15 protein-coding genes are annotated in these 18004 nt (G+C 40.3%); 9 read left to right on the top strand and 6 right to left on the bottom strand.

What is annotated here, in order from left to right:
* Window positions 1-12: 12 nt before the first annotated feature.
* On the bottom strand, window positions 13-2226 hold the full coding sequence (locus tag C6N34_RS02695; RefSeq protein ID WP_057178001.1) for a glycoside hydrolase: 2214 nt from the start codon (window positions 2224-2226) through the stop codon (window positions 13-15).
* Between the two features lie 275 nt (window positions 2227-2501).
* Between C6N34_RS02695 and C6N34_RS02690 the strand changes: the two genes are divergently transcribed.
* The 3 genes from C6N34_RS02690 (at window position 2502) to C6N34_RS02680 (ending at window position 5759) form a co-directional block, all read left to right on the top strand.
* Window positions 2502-3473: a CobW family GTP-binding protein gene (locus C6N34_RS02690; RefSeq protein WP_006277608.1), complete on the top strand. Its 972-nt coding sequence runs from the start codon at window positions 2502-2504 to the stop codon at window positions 3471-3473.
* 55 nt (window positions 3474-3528) lie between these two features.
* Window positions 3529-4614, top strand: a complete 1086-nt coding sequence (locus C6N34_RS02685) for a WD40 repeat domain-containing protein (RefSeq protein ID WP_115538448.1) — start codon at window positions 3529-3531, stop codon at window positions 4612-4614.
* Between the two features lie 140 nt (window positions 4615-4754).
* Window positions 4755-5759, top strand: a complete 1005-nt coding sequence (locus C6N34_RS02680) for a metal ABC transporter solute-binding protein, Zn/Mn family (RefSeq protein ID WP_115538447.1) — start codon at window positions 4755-4757, stop codon at window positions 5757-5759.
* Between the two features lie 95 nt (window positions 5760-5854).
* Here the strand turns inward: C6N34_RS02680 and C6N34_RS02675 are convergent, their stop codons facing one another.
* Window positions 5855-6031, bottom strand: a complete 177-nt coding sequence (locus C6N34_RS02675; protein ID WP_161808591.1) for a hypothetical protein — start codon at window positions 6029-6031, stop codon at window positions 5855-5857.
* Between the two features lie 330 nt (window positions 6032-6361).
* Between C6N34_RS02675 and C6N34_RS02670 the strand changes: the two genes are divergently transcribed.
* From C6N34_RS02670 to C6N34_RS02660, 3 genes are all read left to right on the top strand, one after another.
* Complete coding sequence (locus tag C6N34_RS02670; protein ID WP_115538446.1) at window positions 6362-7204, top strand: tetratricopeptide repeat protein; 843 nt, start codon at window positions 6362-6364, stop codon at window positions 7202-7204.
* A 73-nt stretch (window positions 7205-7277) separates the two neighbouring features.
* Window positions 7278-7793, top strand: coding sequence for a DUF192 domain-containing protein (locus C6N34_RS02665; protein WP_057177997.1), 516 nt, complete (start codon window positions 7278-7280; stop codon window positions 7791-7793).
* 83 nt (window positions 7794-7876) lie between these two features.
* Window positions 7877-8068: a DUF2949 domain-containing protein gene (locus tag C6N34_RS02660; protein WP_006276502.1), complete on the top strand. Its 192-nt coding sequence runs from the start codon at window positions 7877-7879 to the stop codon at window positions 8066-8068.
* Between the two features lie 130 nt (window positions 8069-8198).
* On the opposite strand, the gene C6N34_RS02655 is transcribed toward C6N34_RS02660, so the two are convergent.
* Window positions 8199-9695, bottom strand: a complete 1497-nt coding sequence (locus C6N34_RS02655) for an LCP family protein (protein WP_057177996.1) — start codon at window positions 9693-9695, stop codon at window positions 8199-8201.
* A 288-nt stretch (window positions 9696-9983) separates the two neighbouring features.
* Between C6N34_RS02655 and C6N34_RS02650 the strand changes: the two genes are divergently transcribed.
* The 3 genes from C6N34_RS02650 to C6N34_RS02640 are packed head-to-tail and all read left to right on the top strand — an operon-like array spanning window position 9984 to window position 12881.
* Window positions 9984-11048 (top strand): mannose-1-phosphate guanylyltransferase, encoded by a 1065-nt coding sequence (locus tag C6N34_RS02650; RefSeq protein ID WP_006276504.1) that lies wholly within the window; start codon window positions 9984-9986, stop codon window positions 11046-11048.
* Window positions 11049-11087: 39 nt separating this feature from the next.
* Window positions 11088-12086: an ABC transporter ATP-binding protein gene (locus tag C6N34_RS02645; RefSeq protein WP_115538445.1), complete on the top strand. Its 999-nt coding sequence runs from the start codon at window positions 11088-11090 to the stop codon at window positions 12084-12086.
* 6 nt (window positions 12087-12092) lie between these two features.
* Complete coding sequence (locus tag C6N34_RS02640; protein ID WP_071242578.1) at window positions 12093-12881, top strand: ABC transporter permease; 789 nt, start codon at window positions 12093-12095, stop codon at window positions 12879-12881.
* On the opposite strand, the gene C6N34_RS02635 is transcribed toward C6N34_RS02640, so the two are convergent.
* The 3 genes from C6N34_RS02635 to C6N34_RS02625 form a co-directional block, all read right to left on the bottom strand.
* Window positions 12878-15034, bottom strand: coding sequence for a Tex family protein (locus C6N34_RS02635; RefSeq protein ID WP_115538444.1), 2157 nt, complete (start codon window positions 15032-15034; stop codon window positions 12878-12880). The two genes, C6N34_RS02640 and C6N34_RS02635, sit on opposite strands and share 4 nt — an antisense overlap.
* Before the next feature lie 200 nt (window positions 15035-15234).
* Window positions 15235-16101, bottom strand: a complete 867-nt coding sequence (locus C6N34_RS02630; protein ID WP_236107363.1) for a Uma2 family endonuclease — start codon at window positions 16099-16101, stop codon at window positions 15235-15237.
* A 569-nt stretch (window positions 16102-16670) separates the two neighbouring features.
* Window positions 16671-17993, bottom strand: a complete 1323-nt coding sequence (locus C6N34_RS02625) for a CO2 hydration protein (protein WP_115538442.1) — start codon at window positions 17991-17993, stop codon at window positions 16671-16673.
* Window positions 17994-18004 lie beyond the last annotated feature (11 nt).

The raw sequence follows: 18004 nt of genomic DNA, 5'->3' as shown, positions 1-18004 counted from the left end.
ATTTTAGAGATTTTAGGGAACCTCGATAGGAATCAGGGCGTTTTCTGGTAAATAACTATGAAAACAGCCATCATCAGCCAAAACCAAAATTAACCGCAGAGGATAATCAGGAGGAATCTGTAAATCTACCCATGGCACTGCTACCTCCAAACAGGTATTTAAAGCCACCTGAGCGCGACTAGCACGGGGTAACCATTGATAATTCTCTACAGCTTCCCGAAATTGAACTGCTTGGGAAATCAAATTAATTTCTAGGTGATGGTGGAACAAATAATTAACCGGAGCCATATCCGGAACCTCCGCTAGAGGTATGGAACTGTTCACCATTGGTCTGTCTGGATAGTACCACAGTAAATTTAATTCCGGTGGCAATTCCTTTCCTGGAGTAAGTCCATTTTTAAAGTCCACTCGCAAATAGAAGTTGAGGTGATCTACCCCATACCAAAGACGCTGGATTAGACTACTTTGGTGCATTGTTCCTCTAGCACCACCCACTTCTACCCTACCAGCCTTGTCCCAATCTTGCTCATCCCCATTACCATCAATAACTGGATGAATAAAACTTTCTGGGCGACGGTCCGCTTTCACTTCATGCAGTTCTAGGGGCGAATTTAAATAAGCAGGTATGGGTTCATTTAGTGCTTTATAAATGCCATAAAGATGCTCTCTAAATAACTGGTCAAATATGGCATCTTGATTTGATGAATGTCCTTCACCAAACCACCAAAACCAGTCCGATCCCTCAGCAGCATATAAAGCCTCCCATGCGGCGGGATTATTTTCTTCCGTAGCTTCCGGGTGTCTGGCCAAAGTTTGTCTAGCTTGAACAAGATAATCCCAAGCTCGGTTTTTTACCGGATCTCCTATCCAAGTGGTAAAACTACCATCTACCCATGAACCACTATGTAACCTGTCTCCATTAATAGTCGCTGTAGGAGGATACTTGTCTAAAAATTCAGAAACCGTTACTAGTTGAATATTAGGTTCGTGACTTAGGGTTTGATATAGAGTTTCTAAAAAGGGTTTGCCATCTTCCGGGTAGAATTCCCAGCAATTCTCCCCATCCAAAGCAATAGTGACCAACCAGGGTTGTTCAGTTGACCTCTCTCTTTGCTGTCTAGAAATTGCCTCTAAATGTCCAACCAAGTTGGCAACCGCTTGCCTAGGTTGCATAGAACTATAGGTAAACCCGATTAAATCCGATAATCTATGATCCCGAAAAACAATAGACACCTCACCTTCGGGAGTTTGTAATCTATAGGGACGATATAGTAGTTCCGGTTCCTGGACATTTCCCGCTCCATCCCGATGGAAAAAATGTCTTGTAGTCCAACCCAAAACCGCTTCATCCGAGCAAATCCACTTGAATCCTTGTTTTATCACATAGGGCAAAATCTCCGGACTAACGGACTGCTCCGAAGGCCATAAACCCCTTGGCACCCTTCCAAATCTTTCTTGGTAGAAATCCCAGGCTTTTTGTAAATGACGAGGAATATCTTCGGCCCAGTTAAACCGAGAATTGGGCAATGTCATATTTCCAACCGCCACCCTTCCAGCATTAGTATCTGCTAATAGGGGTAATATGGGATGGGTATAGGGAGTAGTAGTCACCTCCAACTGTCCGGTTTCCTGCATTTTCCGATGTTGAGGAATAATGCGACTTAGTATTTGTTTCTGTTTAGAATAGATCCTTTGGCGATCGCCCAAAGTAAAATCCCGTCCCTGTTTTAACCAAGCTGAAATTTCCGGGTCATCCCAAAATAGGGGATCAATCCAAGCCAAATTATGCCAAGCCAATAAATCGCCGTAATCCGCCGATTCCCAATTTGACAAACACCAGTTCTGTCCTTTTTCCTGTCTTTGGTGGTATAACTGTCCATAACGGGGATGGGGGTCAATTAAAGTGTGGTGATTAGCATCAAAAAAGTGTTGGATAATGAATTCTTTCTGTTCTATGGTCAAATTTTCCACAGGGGTCAAACTGGCCGTCAGATAGGGGTCAAAAGCATCACCCTTAATATAATCTTCCAACTGGAGAATTAGAGACGGGACCAAATTTACCGTTTGGTGCAATTTAGGATATTTTTCCAGTAATAGGATTAAATCTAAATAGTCCTTTGTGCCATGTAACCTCACCCAGGGCAAACGATAGTGGTTATTAGCGGGTGACTTATACAGTGGTTGATGTTGATGCCAGATAAAAGCGACGTATAACGGATAAGACATAGGAACTGACCAACTACTTAGTATCCGAGATTTTACAAAAGTTAGTACAAGATTCTAGTTCTCTAAATATTTCTTTAACATTTAACTTACCATTCACCCGGTGAGCATACCACCTTCATCTCAACTCCTGCAACAACTATGAGCAAATTGTTGCTAAACTTTACAAAACTTCAAACAAATTAAGTGATTCCTCCCAGAAAATAAGGCTCCCAACTGCCAAAACTTATGTTAAAAAAAAGAATGATTATCAAAAACTGGGGATAAATGGATAAATTATGATAGGTTCAGAAATCTCGACTACCATACCTGTAACCGTTTTAACAGGCTATTTAGGGGCAGGAAAAACCACCCTACTGAATCACATTCTCACCTACGAGCACGGTAAAAAAGTAGCTGTAATCATCAATGAATTTGGGGAAGTGGGCATTGATAATCAACTAGTGATTGATGCGGACGAAGAAATCTTTGAAATGAACAACGGCTGTATTTGCTGTACAGTACGTGGGGATTTAATTCGGATCATTGGTAACTTAATGAAACGGCGGGATAAGTTCGACCATTTAGTGATTGAAACCACCGGATTAGCAGATCCTGCGCCTGTAATTCAGACCTTCTTTGTAGATGAGGACATGCAAAATCAACTATCATTAGATGCGGTAGTAACAGTTGTGGATGCCAAACACATTTGTCAACATTGGGAAGCGGATGAAGCTCAGGAGCAAATAGCCTTTGCCGATGTAATTTTGTTAAACAAAACCGATTTAGTTTCCCCAGAAACTTTGGAGGAATTAGAAAAGCGAATTCGTGCCATGAACGCCATGGCTAAAATTTACCATACCCAGAATTCCCAACTATCCATGGATGCCTTATTAGGTGTGAGAGCCTTTGATTTAGCCAGAGCATTGGAAATAGATCCCAATTTTTTAGGTGAAGATACTCATGAACATGATAATAGCGTAGGTTCAGTAGCTTTAGTAGAATCAGGTGCCTTAGATGGGGAGAAATTAAATGTTTGGTTAGGGCAATTATTGCGCAATCAAGGGCAAGATATTTTTCGCATGAAGGGCATTTTAAATATTGCTGGTGAAGAGGAGCGTTTTGTCTTTCAGGGGGTACACATGATATTTGATGGTAGACCAGATAGACCCTGGAAATATAGTGAACCGAGAAAAAATCAACTAGTTTTTATCGGAAGGAACCTAGATGGGACAAAATTAAAACAAGATTTTTTATCCTGTATGCTATAATCGCTCCCAAGATCATCAACAGAATTGATATTCCCAATTTCCATATTTCCCATATATGAACTTCACCACTAACAAACCGCAAAAATTCACCACCCATTATTCAGAAAAGCTAACAGAATATGTAACATCCTTAAACTGGTCTAAATCCGGTCACAAGCTGGCCGTCACCTCCGCATCAGGAGAGGTAATCATTTGGGAAAACCAAACAATTACCAATCTCCAAACTTCCACAGGTAAATCCCTAGACTGTGGAGGTTTCTCAGCTGATGACCAGTATTTGGCTGTAGGTGGTCAGGATGGAAACGTAAAAATCTGGAAGGACAAAGAGTTAATTCAAACCCTAGCAAACGCTCCAGCTTGGATTGATAAGTTGGCTTGGAACCATACCAATAATCTATTAGCTTTTAGTTTAGGTCGTTATGTTCAAGTGTGGGATGTGGATGCGCGGGAACTGGTGGTCACCCTCAACTTTGAAAACTCATCAATTTTAGGAATTGATTGGCGTCAGGATGGAAAGTATTTGGCTATTAGCGGTTATAAAGGAGTTAAGGTTTGGAATAGGGAAAATTGGGATGAGGAACCTTATATACTGTATACGGATACAGTCAGTACGGGTGTGGCATGGTCCAGTGACGGTAAATATTTGGCTTCAGCAAATATGGATCGTAGTATCGCAGTATTAGAGTGGGAAAATCCCGATCCCTGGCTAATGCGTGGTTTTCCTGGCAAAATTCGTCAATTGGCTTGGTCTAATAGAACAAGTGATACAGGAGATCCCATCTTAGCTTGTGCCAGTGTAGAAGGTGTAGTAATGTGGCATAAATCTGTTGATGAATCTGTAGGTTGGGAGTCAACAATTTTGACTAATCACTTCGACATTGTAACTGCGATCGCCCACCCACCCCAGTCCTTAAATTATAGATTGCCAAATAATGAGTTAGTACTTGCTTCTGCTGGTGCTGATGGTTGGTTGTGTTTATGGGATGAAAATTTTCAAGTATGGGAAATTTTGTCAGGTGTAACTGAAGGTTTTTCTACCCTAGCTTGGGAACCCCAAGGCAAATTTTTGGCAGCGGGTGGAGACCAAGGGGAATTAATTATTTGGTCATCTAATAATTCCCAGTGTGAAGTTATAGACTAAGTAAGTTGGCGTTAAAAGACCAAACTATGTAAAGATAAATAGGATAAGTAGGTGAGTGGAATTAAACATGAACGTAATGGTTTACCCTACCGCTAACCCATCCTATAAATAATCGTGCCTCCCTACTTAAAATAATTGTGATGAATAAGTTGTTAAATTGTAAGTTTTGCAATATTTGTTTACCAATTGGCCTACCAATAATACTAGCAATTTTAGGTTGTAATCATAGGAATCTAAATAATAACTATACTCAAGATCACCAGAATCAAAAGATCAGTCAAAATCTACCCCAAGTTGTAGTTACTACAACCATACTCTGCGATATTACTAACCAAATAGCCAAAGAAAGTATCAATCTAATTTGTTTAGTTCCTCCTGGTTTGGAACCTCCTATATATCAGCCAACACCGGAAGATATCAAAGCCATCAAAAAAGCAGATCTGATTTTATATCACGGTTATAATTTTGAGCCTAACCTAATTAAGTCCTTCAAAAATAGTCGAAAAAACATAGCCAAAATATCAGTTGGTCAACGTGCTGTGAAACAACCACAAAAACTGCACCAAAATGGCAAAATTATTAACGAACCACATATTTGGCATGATGTGAGAAATGCCATCAAAATGGTAGAAGTAGTGAATTTTCAATTAGGCAAAATATCACCGGAAAATCAACAGAGATATAATAGTAATACCCGCCAACTGACCCGAGAATTAAAAGAATTAAACCAGTGGATTAAATCTACTCTTTCCACCATTCCTGACAAAAAACGGAAATTGCTGACCACCCATGGGGCGATGATTTATTACGTCAAGGCCTATGGGTTAGATTATAAAGGAACCTTACCAGATATCAGCAATGAAGATAAATTAACAGCTAAAAAAGCTAAAAGTCTAGCTGAATATATTAAAACAACCCAAGCACCAATAATTTTTGCTGATAGAGCAGTTAATTTGATGTTACTTGCGCCAATTGCCAAAAAAACAAAAGTGAAAATTTTTCCTCGACCACTTTATATTGATGGATTGGGTGAACCAGGTAGTGATGGAGAAACCTATCAAAAAATGATGGATGCAAATACTCGCAGCATTGTAGAAGGTTTAGGGGGTACATATTTAAGATTCGTGCCCAATATTGGTAGATAAATTAGCTTTTCCAGTTGCTACCAACCATTTACCAGCAGAAGGAGCTAGGGTAACACCTCTCCTGAGAGGTTTAACCTTGATATTATCAACCAGGCTTAAATGCTAATAAATACTATTGGTTCTTGACTGGATAATTTGAGTGTAAAAAAATCCCCGTAGGCCTGGGCAGATTTTTCCATTAGTTGCACGGGATTAAAAACCCAGTTGATTCTCTGTAGAAATCTGGGAGTTTGAGACTCACCCGGTAATTTCATCAGGTTTTTTTCTAGCATAGTTAGTATGATTGGTAAGCTGTGATATGAGTTTACTCATTATGGCTTGGGGTTTAATCCTGTTTTTGCCATCTGCTCCCAGTATAACAGATCAATTGAACATTGTGCCACATTAGGAATGAAACTGTTTATACATTAAAACCATCAATTATTTGGTTAAATTTAGGAGAAAGTAAGTGAGTGGGTGGAATTAAATATAAGATGAACGTAGGTTGGGTTGAAGTATGAAACCCAACACCCGCATGGATCTCGTTACTCGACCCATCCTACAAATAATTGTGCCTCCCTACTTAATTCCCTTGAGGATATGAAAGTCATTAATAGAAACTTATGAAATGGCAGTTATTGACACATAATAAGCAAGTGCTAGGCAAAATATTCACAATATTAGTCTTTACTGGGTTAACTGGAATTTTATGCGTTTCTTGTAATCGCAATCAGGATCTTTTGGTAACTGAAATAGGGGTCAATCCCCCTAAACGTCCCACCCGTAAAACCTCTGGTGCAGGAGCATTTTATCTTCAGGGACAAAATCAGCACTCGAGAGGCAATTTTCAAGCTGCTATTGCTGCTTATAGTAAGTCTATCAGTTTAAATTCTGACTATGCACCTGCATTTAAGGCTCGTGGTTTAGCTTATTTTGACTTAAATAATAAAGAAAGAGCAATTAATGATTATAATCAGTCTCTGCAAATTAATCCTAATGACCCAGAAACTTACAACTATAGGGGTAATGCTCGTGCTTTTTTAGGAGACCAAAAAGGTGCTATAGAAGATTATAACGAAGCTATTCGTTTATCGCCTAACTATGCCGAGGCTTTCAATAATAGAGGCAATTCCCATGCTGCTCAAGGAAACAAAAATGCAGCTCTAGAAGATTATACTCAAGCTATTCGCATTGACCAAAATTATTCCGTTGCTTATAATAATCGCGGTAATGCCTATTCTAGTCTGGGAAATACATCAAAAGCGATCGCTGATTATAATCAAGCCATTCGGTTAAATCCACAGTTTGCTCCTGCTTATAATAATCGTGGTAATGCTTTTGCCTCTTCTGGAGATAAACGTCGTGCTTTACAAGACTTGCAAAAAGCAGCAACTATTTTTGACCAAGAGGGTAACAGGGGATTATATCAACAGACCATGAAAAACATTGAGGAGTTGGAAAATTAATTGTCGACTAACCATTAGATATTAGTTGGGTATATCTTAGATATTTAGACATGGATGAGATATTTCATAACTTATGTTACACTGTCTTATAATATGTTATTTACTGTTGAGTATTTTACTCGCCAGCTGTTCTGCTCCGAGTTCGGCCCAACTCAATACCACCTTAAATGCTCAGTTACCCCAGTCAAACACTAAAGGTCAATACTTGCCAGTTTCCGCTCAAATGACCATTGCCAATGGCAAAAAAATTGATTTGGAAGTTGCAAAAACACCAGAACAGCAGATGATGGGGTTAATGTATCGTCCAGCTTTACCAGATAACCGGGGTATGTTGTTTGCATTTCCCTCACCCCAACCAGTAGGATTTTGGATGAAGAATGTACCAGTGTCATTAGACATGGTATTTATTAACAGAGGCGTGGTTCAATATATCAAGACCGCCCCCCCCTGCAAAAATGAACCCTGTCCTACCTACGGTCCAAGAGTGCTAATAGACCAAGTGGTTGAATTAAGAGCTGAACGGGCCCGGGAACTGGGTCTCAAAATAGGAGATAGGGTCAAAATTGAGGTATTCAAACCGCTCAGGTGACACATTAAATACTGTCTTTAGGTAACTAAAAAAAAAGAAACGATATAAGATAATATGCTTTACCCCCGGGAGGTGAGATAGAAATGGTACAATCGAGATACACCCGTCTGATCAATTTCCTGCAGGAAGATTTAGCGATTTCAGCAGCTTCCCTAGCTGTCGCTCTGCGTCACCCTGAGCAAGATACTGGATCCCTAACCATGATCCTGTGGCAATATGGACTAATAACTCTAGACCAGTTAGAGCAGATCTATGACTGGTTAGAAACTATCTAAATTTCACCCAGCTGTAGTTAAATACATTCAGACCTTTCCTAGGAATTAAACATGCTTTTTGATATACTCCCCGACCTGATGGTACGGGGAATATTGATGGTGGCCTCAAATTTCGCCTTTCATTTCTAATCTATTTCCAATCTTCACCAATGCGAATGGTGAGATCTGCATCTAAATCTCCTTGAGCGGAAACTTCAATTTGACCCCTACCCAATATTGTCTGTAGCTCTACTCCTGGTTGTCGAGTTCCTCTGCGAACAAAGATCTGGGTTTGGCGTTGGTTTTCAGCCCAATCGGGAACAGTGTAAATATTAGCAAAACCCTTGGACTTGAGTTGGTTGATAACTTTTGCAGTTACTTGAGGTTGACTGCTGGCATTTTGAATGGCAATTTTTAGCTGAGAAACTGAACGAGAGTCTGATTTGACTTGATAAATATCCACCCCAACATAATTTTTTAACAAACTTTGTTGTCCGGTGAGATTCAACCAGTAACTTTCTGGATCTTTACTGAACTTACTAAAGGTACCAGGAAGCATGGTCATTTGAAAATTATCCCGTTCCACATTGACGGCAAAATTGGCCAAGGCCATCATCTCTTCCATTCTCAAATTGGTGTCAAAATACTTGCGCATCATACGAGTAAGTTGGGGTAACCGAGGTAGAACGACAGGATTATTTAGGCGTTGAACCAGACCACCAATCAGAGCTTGTTGTCGTTGCACCCTGGCTATATCTCCCAGACTAGATTCCCGAAAACGAGCAAATAATTCCGCCTGTTCACCGTTGAGGGTTTGCCACCCACTCACTAAATTTGTTGGTGTTCCACCAGTTTGCTCCTGAGAGCTCATAGACTGGGGTACAAATATATCTACTCCCCCCAACTGATCCACCAGTTCTCGTAAACCACTCGTGGAAATACGAATATACCTATCTATGGGAGCGTTACTAAAAGTGCGACTGATTACCCGTGCAGCTAATACCGGACCACCCTTGGTATTAGCTTCTGATATCTTGCTGAGTCCATCTTCTGGTAAGGACACCATTGTCCCCTTGGGAATGGAAAGCACCCTTATTGATTTATCACTAGGGTTTAACCGCACTAGTAACATGGTGTCACTGCTACCGGCAAAACTTTCTGGTGAACCATCTAGGGTGCCTTTAATCGGTTCAACACCCATCACTAAAATGTTCATGGGTTTGGATAGTTGATAAAGGGAAAGTTTATTCCATAAACCATCCGATACTTTTAAAGTATCTCTATTACTTGGTGTAAATCCGTCATCTTCTGCTTTCTCTAAGTTACTCCATAGGGGAGTCCATAAAGCAACTGCTGACATGAATAGCCCTGATAAGGTGATGCTTATAGAAAAGGTTAATACCCACAATAGCCAACGAGGCATACTTAATCCTAATTTGTCAGAAATCTGATATGGCATTGATCCCATTAGTTCAGCGACTGTTCGTTGACTATTTACACCCCCTGCAGTTACCTCCGCTCTCAATACCGGATTTGACACAGTCTGAGTTTCAACTGACATAAATTGCTCCAGTTGTCCCTCATGTTCTAAAGCAGTCACTTGTTGAATTGCAAGCTGATTTTCTAACCACTGAACTTGTTTAATCACAATTGCCTCCCCACTTAATCACTTTTTCATAAGAGTACGTTCATATTAAGCCACAAATTTCTGGTATCGCAGGTTATAATTCAGATAGTGCAGGGAAAATTAGGCTTGCAAGGAAACCAGTTGAACAACCAAACCAACCTTGATCTGAAATTAATGTAGACTACTAGATTTTTTATTCAATAATTCCCCACTGGCCAGATGGATTCAGTCAAGATTATCCCAAATGGGATGAATAATAAATATAGACTTAATATTGTTTTACAGTAGTTCCCATTTTCTGAAAACAACATGACTAGTTCCATGATCCCCGTTATTTTGGCTGGTGGTAAGGGCGAGCGCTTTTGGCCCCTAAGTCGCAAAGACAAACCTAAACAGTTCTTAAATCTGGATGGTAGTTCCCAAAGTTTACTGCAATCCACAGCCAAGCGACTGCTAAATGTCTCTGGAGGTTGGGATAATCTGTGGGTAATCACTTCCAGCCAAATATCTCAGGGTGTAGAACAGCAATTGCCCAACCTGTTACCCTCAAACCTGTTAGTTGAATTAGAGGGTAGGGATACAGCAGCTGCGATCGCCTGGGCAAGTTTGGAAATCCAGAAGCGTCATGGGGATGACACTGTGATTGGATTTTTCCCTGCTGATCACTGGATTGCTGACCAAGAGGCGTTTGAAAACACTCTCAGTGCTGCTACCCAATTAGCAACCAGCACACAAGCGATCGTCACTTTGGGGATTAAGCCTAGTTTTCCATCCACTGCTTATGGGTATATTGAACAGGGTGAAAGGGTTGGTAAATTTAATAATTTACCAGTCTATCACGTCAACCGGTTTACTGAAAAGCCCAACCGAGAAACAGCTGAACATTTTTTATCTACAGGACGTTTTAGCTGGAATAGTGGCATGTTTGTATTTCGCGCTGGAGTCATACTACAAGAATTACACACCCATACTCCAGAAATTGTCATCCCTTTAGCAGAACATGGACCTGGGATTTACCCTTCTTTGCCTAAGCAAAGTATAGATTATGCCCTCATGGAAAAGACTAATTTGGCTTATGTCTTACCAGTAGAATTTGGCTGGGATGATCTGGGGGACTGGAATGCCATTGAACGTCTACTCAAAACCCAGGAAGATCAAAATGTAGAATTAGCTACCCATGTCGGTCTCCATACCCAAGGAACTATTATTTATGCTTCCGATCCCAACGATTTAGTGGTCACTATCGGTTTAGAAAATTTGGTGATTGTGCGCGATCGCAATGTTACCCTAATAGTTGACAAAGATCGAACTCAGGAAATTAAACAGGTGTTAAAGAAACTACAGAGTGATCCTCGATTTACGGATCTTTTGTAGGCGAAGGCTTGACGTTTCAGCACATATTGTAATATTTTTATGTCGATTATCCAAGCTCAAAATCTTAGCAAATCGTATTCAGTTGCCATTAAACAACCTGGGTTTGTTGGTACAATAAACCACTTCTTCAATCGTCAATATCGTCACATTCAAGCTGTTAAAGATGTAACCTTCACCATAGAACCTGGAGAAATAGTGGGGTTTTTGGGGCCCAATGGTGCGGGTAAAACCACGACCTTAAAAATGCTGACTGGTCTAATTCATCCTTCCAGCGGATCACTAAAAGTGGGGGGATTCAGTCCTTTTCGTCGTCAGGAAGCATTTTTGCAAAGAATTACCCTAGTTATGGGACAAAAGCAGCAATTATTATGGGATTTACCAGCCATAGATTCCCTAAAAATCAATGCTGCAGTATATAATATATCCAATAGAGAATTTCAGCAGCGAGTTGGTGAACTGACAGAAATGCTTTCCCTAGGTAGCAAACTAAACCAACCAGTCAGGAAACTTTCTCTAGGTGAAAGAATGAAGGCAGAAATTTTAGCCGCTCTTTTACACCGTCCCCAGGTTCTGTTTTTAGATGAACCAACTCTGGGACTGGATATTAACGCCCAAGTTAACGTAAGAGACTTCTTAAGAGAATATAACCAACTTTATCAATCTACCATATTATTAACAAGTCACTACATGGCGGATATCACAGCTCTTTGTGAAAGAGTGTTAGTAATTCACCAAGGCGAACTGATGTATGATGGCAGACTGGAAGAATTAATACAGAAATTTGCCCCCTATCGTCAAATCTATATAGAATTGTCCCAGTCACTACCTATTGAAAAACTTACTTACTATGGAGAGGTAGAACATCTAGAAGGTAGAAGAGTTAGTTTACTCGTGCAAAGGGAAGGTTTAACCCGCACCGTAGGACAAATATTAGCAGATTTAGACGTGGTAGATTTAACTGTCACCGAACCACCAGTAGAAGAAGTAATAGGTAAAGTTTTCCAGTCCGTTCTTATATCACCAACCCACCGTAAGTAAATAAAGATGAAGTATTTTTTCAGGAAGGCCCACATCTTCCTCACAGTGTATTACGCCTACATGCTAGAATATCGCTCAGAACTACTATTATGGGTTTTATCTGGTTCCCTACCCATAATAATTATGGGTGTGTGGAATAAAGCAGCACAGGGGGGAAACTTTGGTTTAAGTCCACTTGACTTTACCCGCTATTTTTTTGCAGTATTTCTATTTAGACAACTAACGGTTGTTTGGGTAATTTATGATTTTGAAAGAGAAGTAGTCGAGGGGAAACTTTCCAATCGATTATTACAACCCTTAGACCCGGTATTTCATCATCTTGCTGGTCACATTAGTGAAAGATTTGCCAGAATGCCATTTATTGTGGCAATTGTGGGCATATTCTTCGCATTTTACCCCCAAGCTTTCTGGATCCCCAGTTTTACCAACTTTTTTTGGTTTATCCTAGCTGCATTCCTATCTTTTGCATTGAGGTTCCTCATCCAGTACACTCTAGGAATGTTAGCCTTTTGGACTGAAAGAGCTACATCCCTAGAAAACTTTTGGTTCTTATTATTTCTGTTTCTATCAGGTATGATTGCACCCTTAGAGGTTTTTCCCCCAGCGGTTAAAAACTTCGCCCTATGGACACCATTTCCCTACCTAATTCATTTTCCCGCAAGCATTTTAGTAGGTCTACCCGTAGATTTAACCAGGGGATTTTTATCCATTTTAGCTTGGTTGTGCATATTTTGGATAGCCAATCGCCTACTATGGCGCTTAGGGTTAAAGCAGTATTCAGGCATGGGAGCTTAATTAGGCTTTCTCATAGATAAACTAATACGTTTTAACTTTTCATTCACCTCCAGCACCCTCACCCTTACCAACTGTCCCACCTTAACGATGGTTTTGGGATCCTCCACAAATCTATCTGCTAATTGGGATATGTGAACCAATCCATCCTGATGAACTCCAATATCAACAAAAGCACCAAAATTAGCCACATTAGTAATAATTCCTTCCAATTCCATACCCACGGTTAAGTCCCTAATTTCCTTAATTCCCTCCCGGAAGGTGGCATATTTAAATTCCGCACGAGGATCTCTTCCTGGTTTTTCCAGTTCCCTGAGAATATCTCGCAAAGTAGGCTCTCCGATGGCATCAGTCAGGTATTTTTTGATGCCAGTTTTTTTCAACCGTTCTGCTATTTGGGTAACTTGATTTAATGGTACTTGTAAATCCCCTGCTATCTTTTCTACCAGGGGATAACTTTCCGGATGAACTGCAGTATTATCCAGGGGATTTTCCCCATTTCTAATTTTTAAAAACCCTGCTGACTGTTCAAATGCTTTCGGACCAAGTTTTGGCACTTTCAACAGTTGTTGACGATTTTTAAATGCCCCATATTGATTGCGATAGGTGATAATATTATTAGCAACTGTAGGGTTAATTCCAGAAACAAATGTCAACAGTTCTTTAGAAGCAGTATTCAAATCTACTCCCACATAATTGACACAACTTTCAACGGTTTCATGTAATTTCTTTTTCAGGAGTTTTTGATCCACATCATGCTGATATTGTCCCACCCCAATGGATTTGGGGTCAATTTTTACTAATTCAGCCAGGGGATCTTGCAATCTTCTCCCAATACTAATTGCACCTCTGACAGTTATATCTAAATCAGGAAATTCCTTTCTAGCTACTTCACTAGCTGAATATATAGATGCACCAGACTCATTCACCATAACCTTAATTGGTTTGGAGTGGCAATCTCTTAAAACCTCGGTGATAAATTCATCCGTTTCGCGAGATGCTGTGCCATTGCCAATTGCTATTAGTTGAATCTCATACTTTTCTATGAGCTTTTTTACCGTCTGAACCGCTTTTTGCCTCTGTTCCCCTCCCTGGTGAGGAAAAACAGCTTGATATTCTAGGAATTTACCCGTCGGATCTAAAATCGCTGTCTTACAACCCGTTCTAAACCCTGGATCTATGGCCAAGGTGGGTTTCATCCCTGCGGGTGCAGACAATAACAACTCCCTCAGATTTGCTTCAAAGGTTTTAATAGATTCAACATCAGAATAGGTTTTCTTTTCACTAATTACTTCATTAATTAACGAAGTTTTCATCAAGCGGTTAAAAGCATCCTTTAACATAGCTTGGTAGAACTGTCTGATATTTTGTGTTCGGGTGTGAATTTCCTGAGATTCCAAATAAGCAAGTAGAAAATCTTGGTCAAAACCAATGTCAAAGACTAAGAGTTTTTCCGCTTCTCCCCTACTTAAAGCTAACATATTATGGGGAGCAACATTTTTGACCTTTACCTGATAGTTACGGTACATTTCAAATTTAGTTGTCCCTTCCGCATATTCCTCTTTGATTCGGGAAATAATCACACCCGTTTCCAACACATATTCCCTGATATAGGCTCTTAAATGAGCCTTGTCAGCTATTTCTTCCGCTAAAATATCACTAGCGCCTTTTAACGCCTCTTCACTGGTATTCACACCTTTTTCCTGGGCAACATATTTACTTGCTACTGAATCCAGGGAAATGGATGTACCATTTTTTACATTTAATGATTTAATAAATGCTGCTAAGGATTCCAGACCTTTTTCTCGAGCAATAGTAGCACGAGTGCGACGCTTTGGTTTGTAGGGTAAGTATAAATCCTCTAATTCCGTTTTCTGTAAACAGGAGCTGATTTTCTCTTCCAGTTTGTCCGTGAGTTTACCTTGTTCTGATATGGCGCTTAAAACTGCCCGTTTTCTCTCTTCTAGTTCTGTCAAATATGTATATCTATCGGATAAATCTCGTAGTTGTACTTCCGTCATTTCTTGGGTAAGTTCCTTACGATAACGTGCAATAAAGGGAATAGTTGCACCCTCAGCTAAGAGATCCAAGGCGTTTTGTACCTGGTTGACTTTAAGTCCTAATTCAAGAGCGACTAATTGGGGAATATTCAACATATTTTTAGTGATTAATAATACTGAAAACGGTAAAGTCCTGACGGAATGGAAAGTTCACATAACTGGCAATTATAGCTGTAGCCATCAAGATTAGGACATAATGGCGAGATCCCGTAGGGAGTGCTTCGCAATCGCTCTTCTCTTTAGTATAAACTCCAGTTTTTAAAAACCCCCAAGGGTATTCTGGTGCAGGTAATAGTTTATTCGAGTGCAGTAATATCAATACCCTTAGCTTTTAATTGTGATAGCAATGTTTGATACTTTATTTGTTCCTGCTCTTTGAGAAGTCTTTCACGTTCTGCACGCTGAGTTTCTTGTTCTTTGAGAAGTTTTTCACGTTCTGCACGTTGAGTTTCTTGTTCTTTGAGAAGTTTTTCACGTTCTGCACGCTGAGTTTCCTGCTCTTTAAGCAATTTTTCACGTTCTGCACGTTGAGTTTCTTGTTCTGCATAATTACTCAATTCTACAGGATTAAGAAACTTACTCCCATCTGGATAATAGATGACTAATTCATCTTGGGTCATGTCAAATCTTATTTTCAATCTTGGACTGGTCCAAGTGGTAAAATTCTCAATTTCCTTAAATGAGTTATTTTCCCTAATAGATACTTCTAGACTAGTCTTGTCTGGGTTATACACATAATACTCCTCCACTCCATGTTCCAGATAAAAGAGCTTTTTTCTGTCCATCTCAGTATTATTATTACCAGGAGATAAAATTTCAAACACCACCTGGGGGGGAATATTATTCTCTTCCCACTGTCGATAAGACCCCCGGTACCCCTTGGGTCTCCCAAACACTACCATGGTGTCAGGGGCCAGTTTAATTTTGTTACTACCCTCCACTGGATACCAAAATAAGTCCCCAGCCACAAACACATCCGCATTGGACTTAAATAGTATTTCTAAATTTTCCTTAATTTTGACAATCCATGTAAATTGTCTAGTGTTATCCGCCATAGGTTTATTATCACTTTCTGGGTAGACAATTTCAGGCGTCTCCACACCCTGACTAATGTTAGATTTTATCACCCGCAGTTGAGTTTTTGATGGAATTTGCCTCACCATGTCTATACCTCCCATTCACTTTGGTACTGACTCAATCGGTTTAGTTTAATATAACATGGTTTGTCTAGGGGTGTTGAGTTTAATCAACCCAACTTACGATTACCCACGACAAAACCAGTCGGTTTTAGACTGGGAATTGATTCCCGGTCTCCCCAACAGACAGTCTCCAGGTAGGGGTTAATTTAAACAATTATGGTTAATCCCCTGGGGAGCTCCCATAGAGAGTGTTTTGCGAGCTCCCGTAGGGAGTGCTTCGCAATCGCATTTATATATATCCTGTTGGTTTGTTGGGTTTCGTGCCTCAATCCAACCTACGATTACTCAGGACAAAACCAGTCGCTTTTAGACCGGGAATTGATTCCGGGTGTCCCAAACAGACAGTCTTCAGGTAGGGGTTAATTTAAACAATTATGGTTAATCCCCTAGGGAGCTCCCGTAGGGAGTGCTTAGCAATCGCATTTATATATATCCTGTTGGTTTGTTGGGTTTCGTACCTCAACCCAACTTACGATTACTCAGGACAAAACCAGTCGCTTTTAGACCGGGAATCAATTCCCGGTGTTTTATTCTCATCTGTAGTTCGGACTCTGAATGCTTCGCAATTTAGCTGCATCTCGCATTCCATATTCGACACGGGTAAAACGGTTTAGTTGGGATTCAAAGAAGTCTCGATTTGCCTGCAAGTGACGAGGGTTGGTGTCATCCAGTGGATATAAAAGAGCTGTTCTCAATGCTTGAATTACAGCAGATGTGACATTGTACATGGAACGCTGGAAGGTAATTCCCAACTGAATCAACATATCATCCTCACCTCGACAATGTTGTTTATAGTAATCTACCAAGTAGGGGGGGAGGAAATGCAGCATATCCTGCATCAGCAAGGTGGGGGGAATACCCGCAGTTCCTACGGGGAATACATCAGCATAGAGAATACCATAGTGAAAGTCTTTTTGGTCATTTGGCACTTGTCCAGCTTGAGCGTTATATGATTTTGTTCCTCTAAATGGTGCAGTGCGGTAAAACACAGCTTCTACATAGGGTAGAGCTCCTTCATATAACCAAGTGAAACCTTTGGATTTGGGGATAACTTCATAACATTTGCCATCAACGTAAACATGATGATAAATGGGACGACCAGCAATGGCAAAAATGCCATTTATCAGAAAATTCATGGCATCGGGAACACCGGAGAAACCCCCTTCATCATAAATATCTGACATTTCAAAAAATACGGGTGCCATTACTTCCCAAAACAGTCCTAAGTTGGCATAGTAAGACATCATCCGACACTGTTCTAAAAACATGTCTGGGAACAGTTTATAAAGTGCCAACATGGGGAGGTTTTTCCGAAAGTAGGCTTTGATGGCTTGGTCAGCATTAGCTTTATATTCTTCTGAGTCTAAATAGGCATCAAATTGGTTTACGGGAGCATACATTTTACGATGCCAAAGCATGGCTTGCATACAAGCTTCCGCAAATTCCATGTTGATTCTGTCATGGAGTAAATGGTGGAATAGTTTGGGTATTTTCCCGGTTTCACCCTTTTCCATGAATGCCAAAAGTTCCGGATGTGCTGTCGCTTCACCTCGCCAAATTCTTAAATCCGCATCGTCTCCAGCATAATGATTATGTAGGTCTAAGTATTCTTGCGGTAGGAAGTATTTAAAAGCAGGAAGGGGATTTAAAAAGACTCTTTCACCAATGTATAGCAAATCTCTCCAATAGAAGTCCATTGGCACAGCGTATGCTTTATAAATGCCAATGATTTGCATGAGGTTTTCTGGTGTATCTGGTAGCATGGAACCACCAGCTTCTAACCGATGAATGATATCCGCAAATTCATGGGTTGATGGTGGTAGTTTACTGGTGGGTTTGGGGACTGTTTGTACCATGTTGGTTAATT

It is taken from the genome of Cylindrospermopsis raciborskii Cr2010 (genome assembly GCF_003367075.2).
In the GTDB taxonomy this organism is placed as follows: domain Bacteria; phylum Cyanobacteriota; class Cyanobacteriia; order Cyanobacteriales; family Nostocaceae; genus Raphidiopsis; species Raphidiopsis raciborskii.
This window is presented reverse-complemented; position numbering and strand designations above follow the sequence as displayed.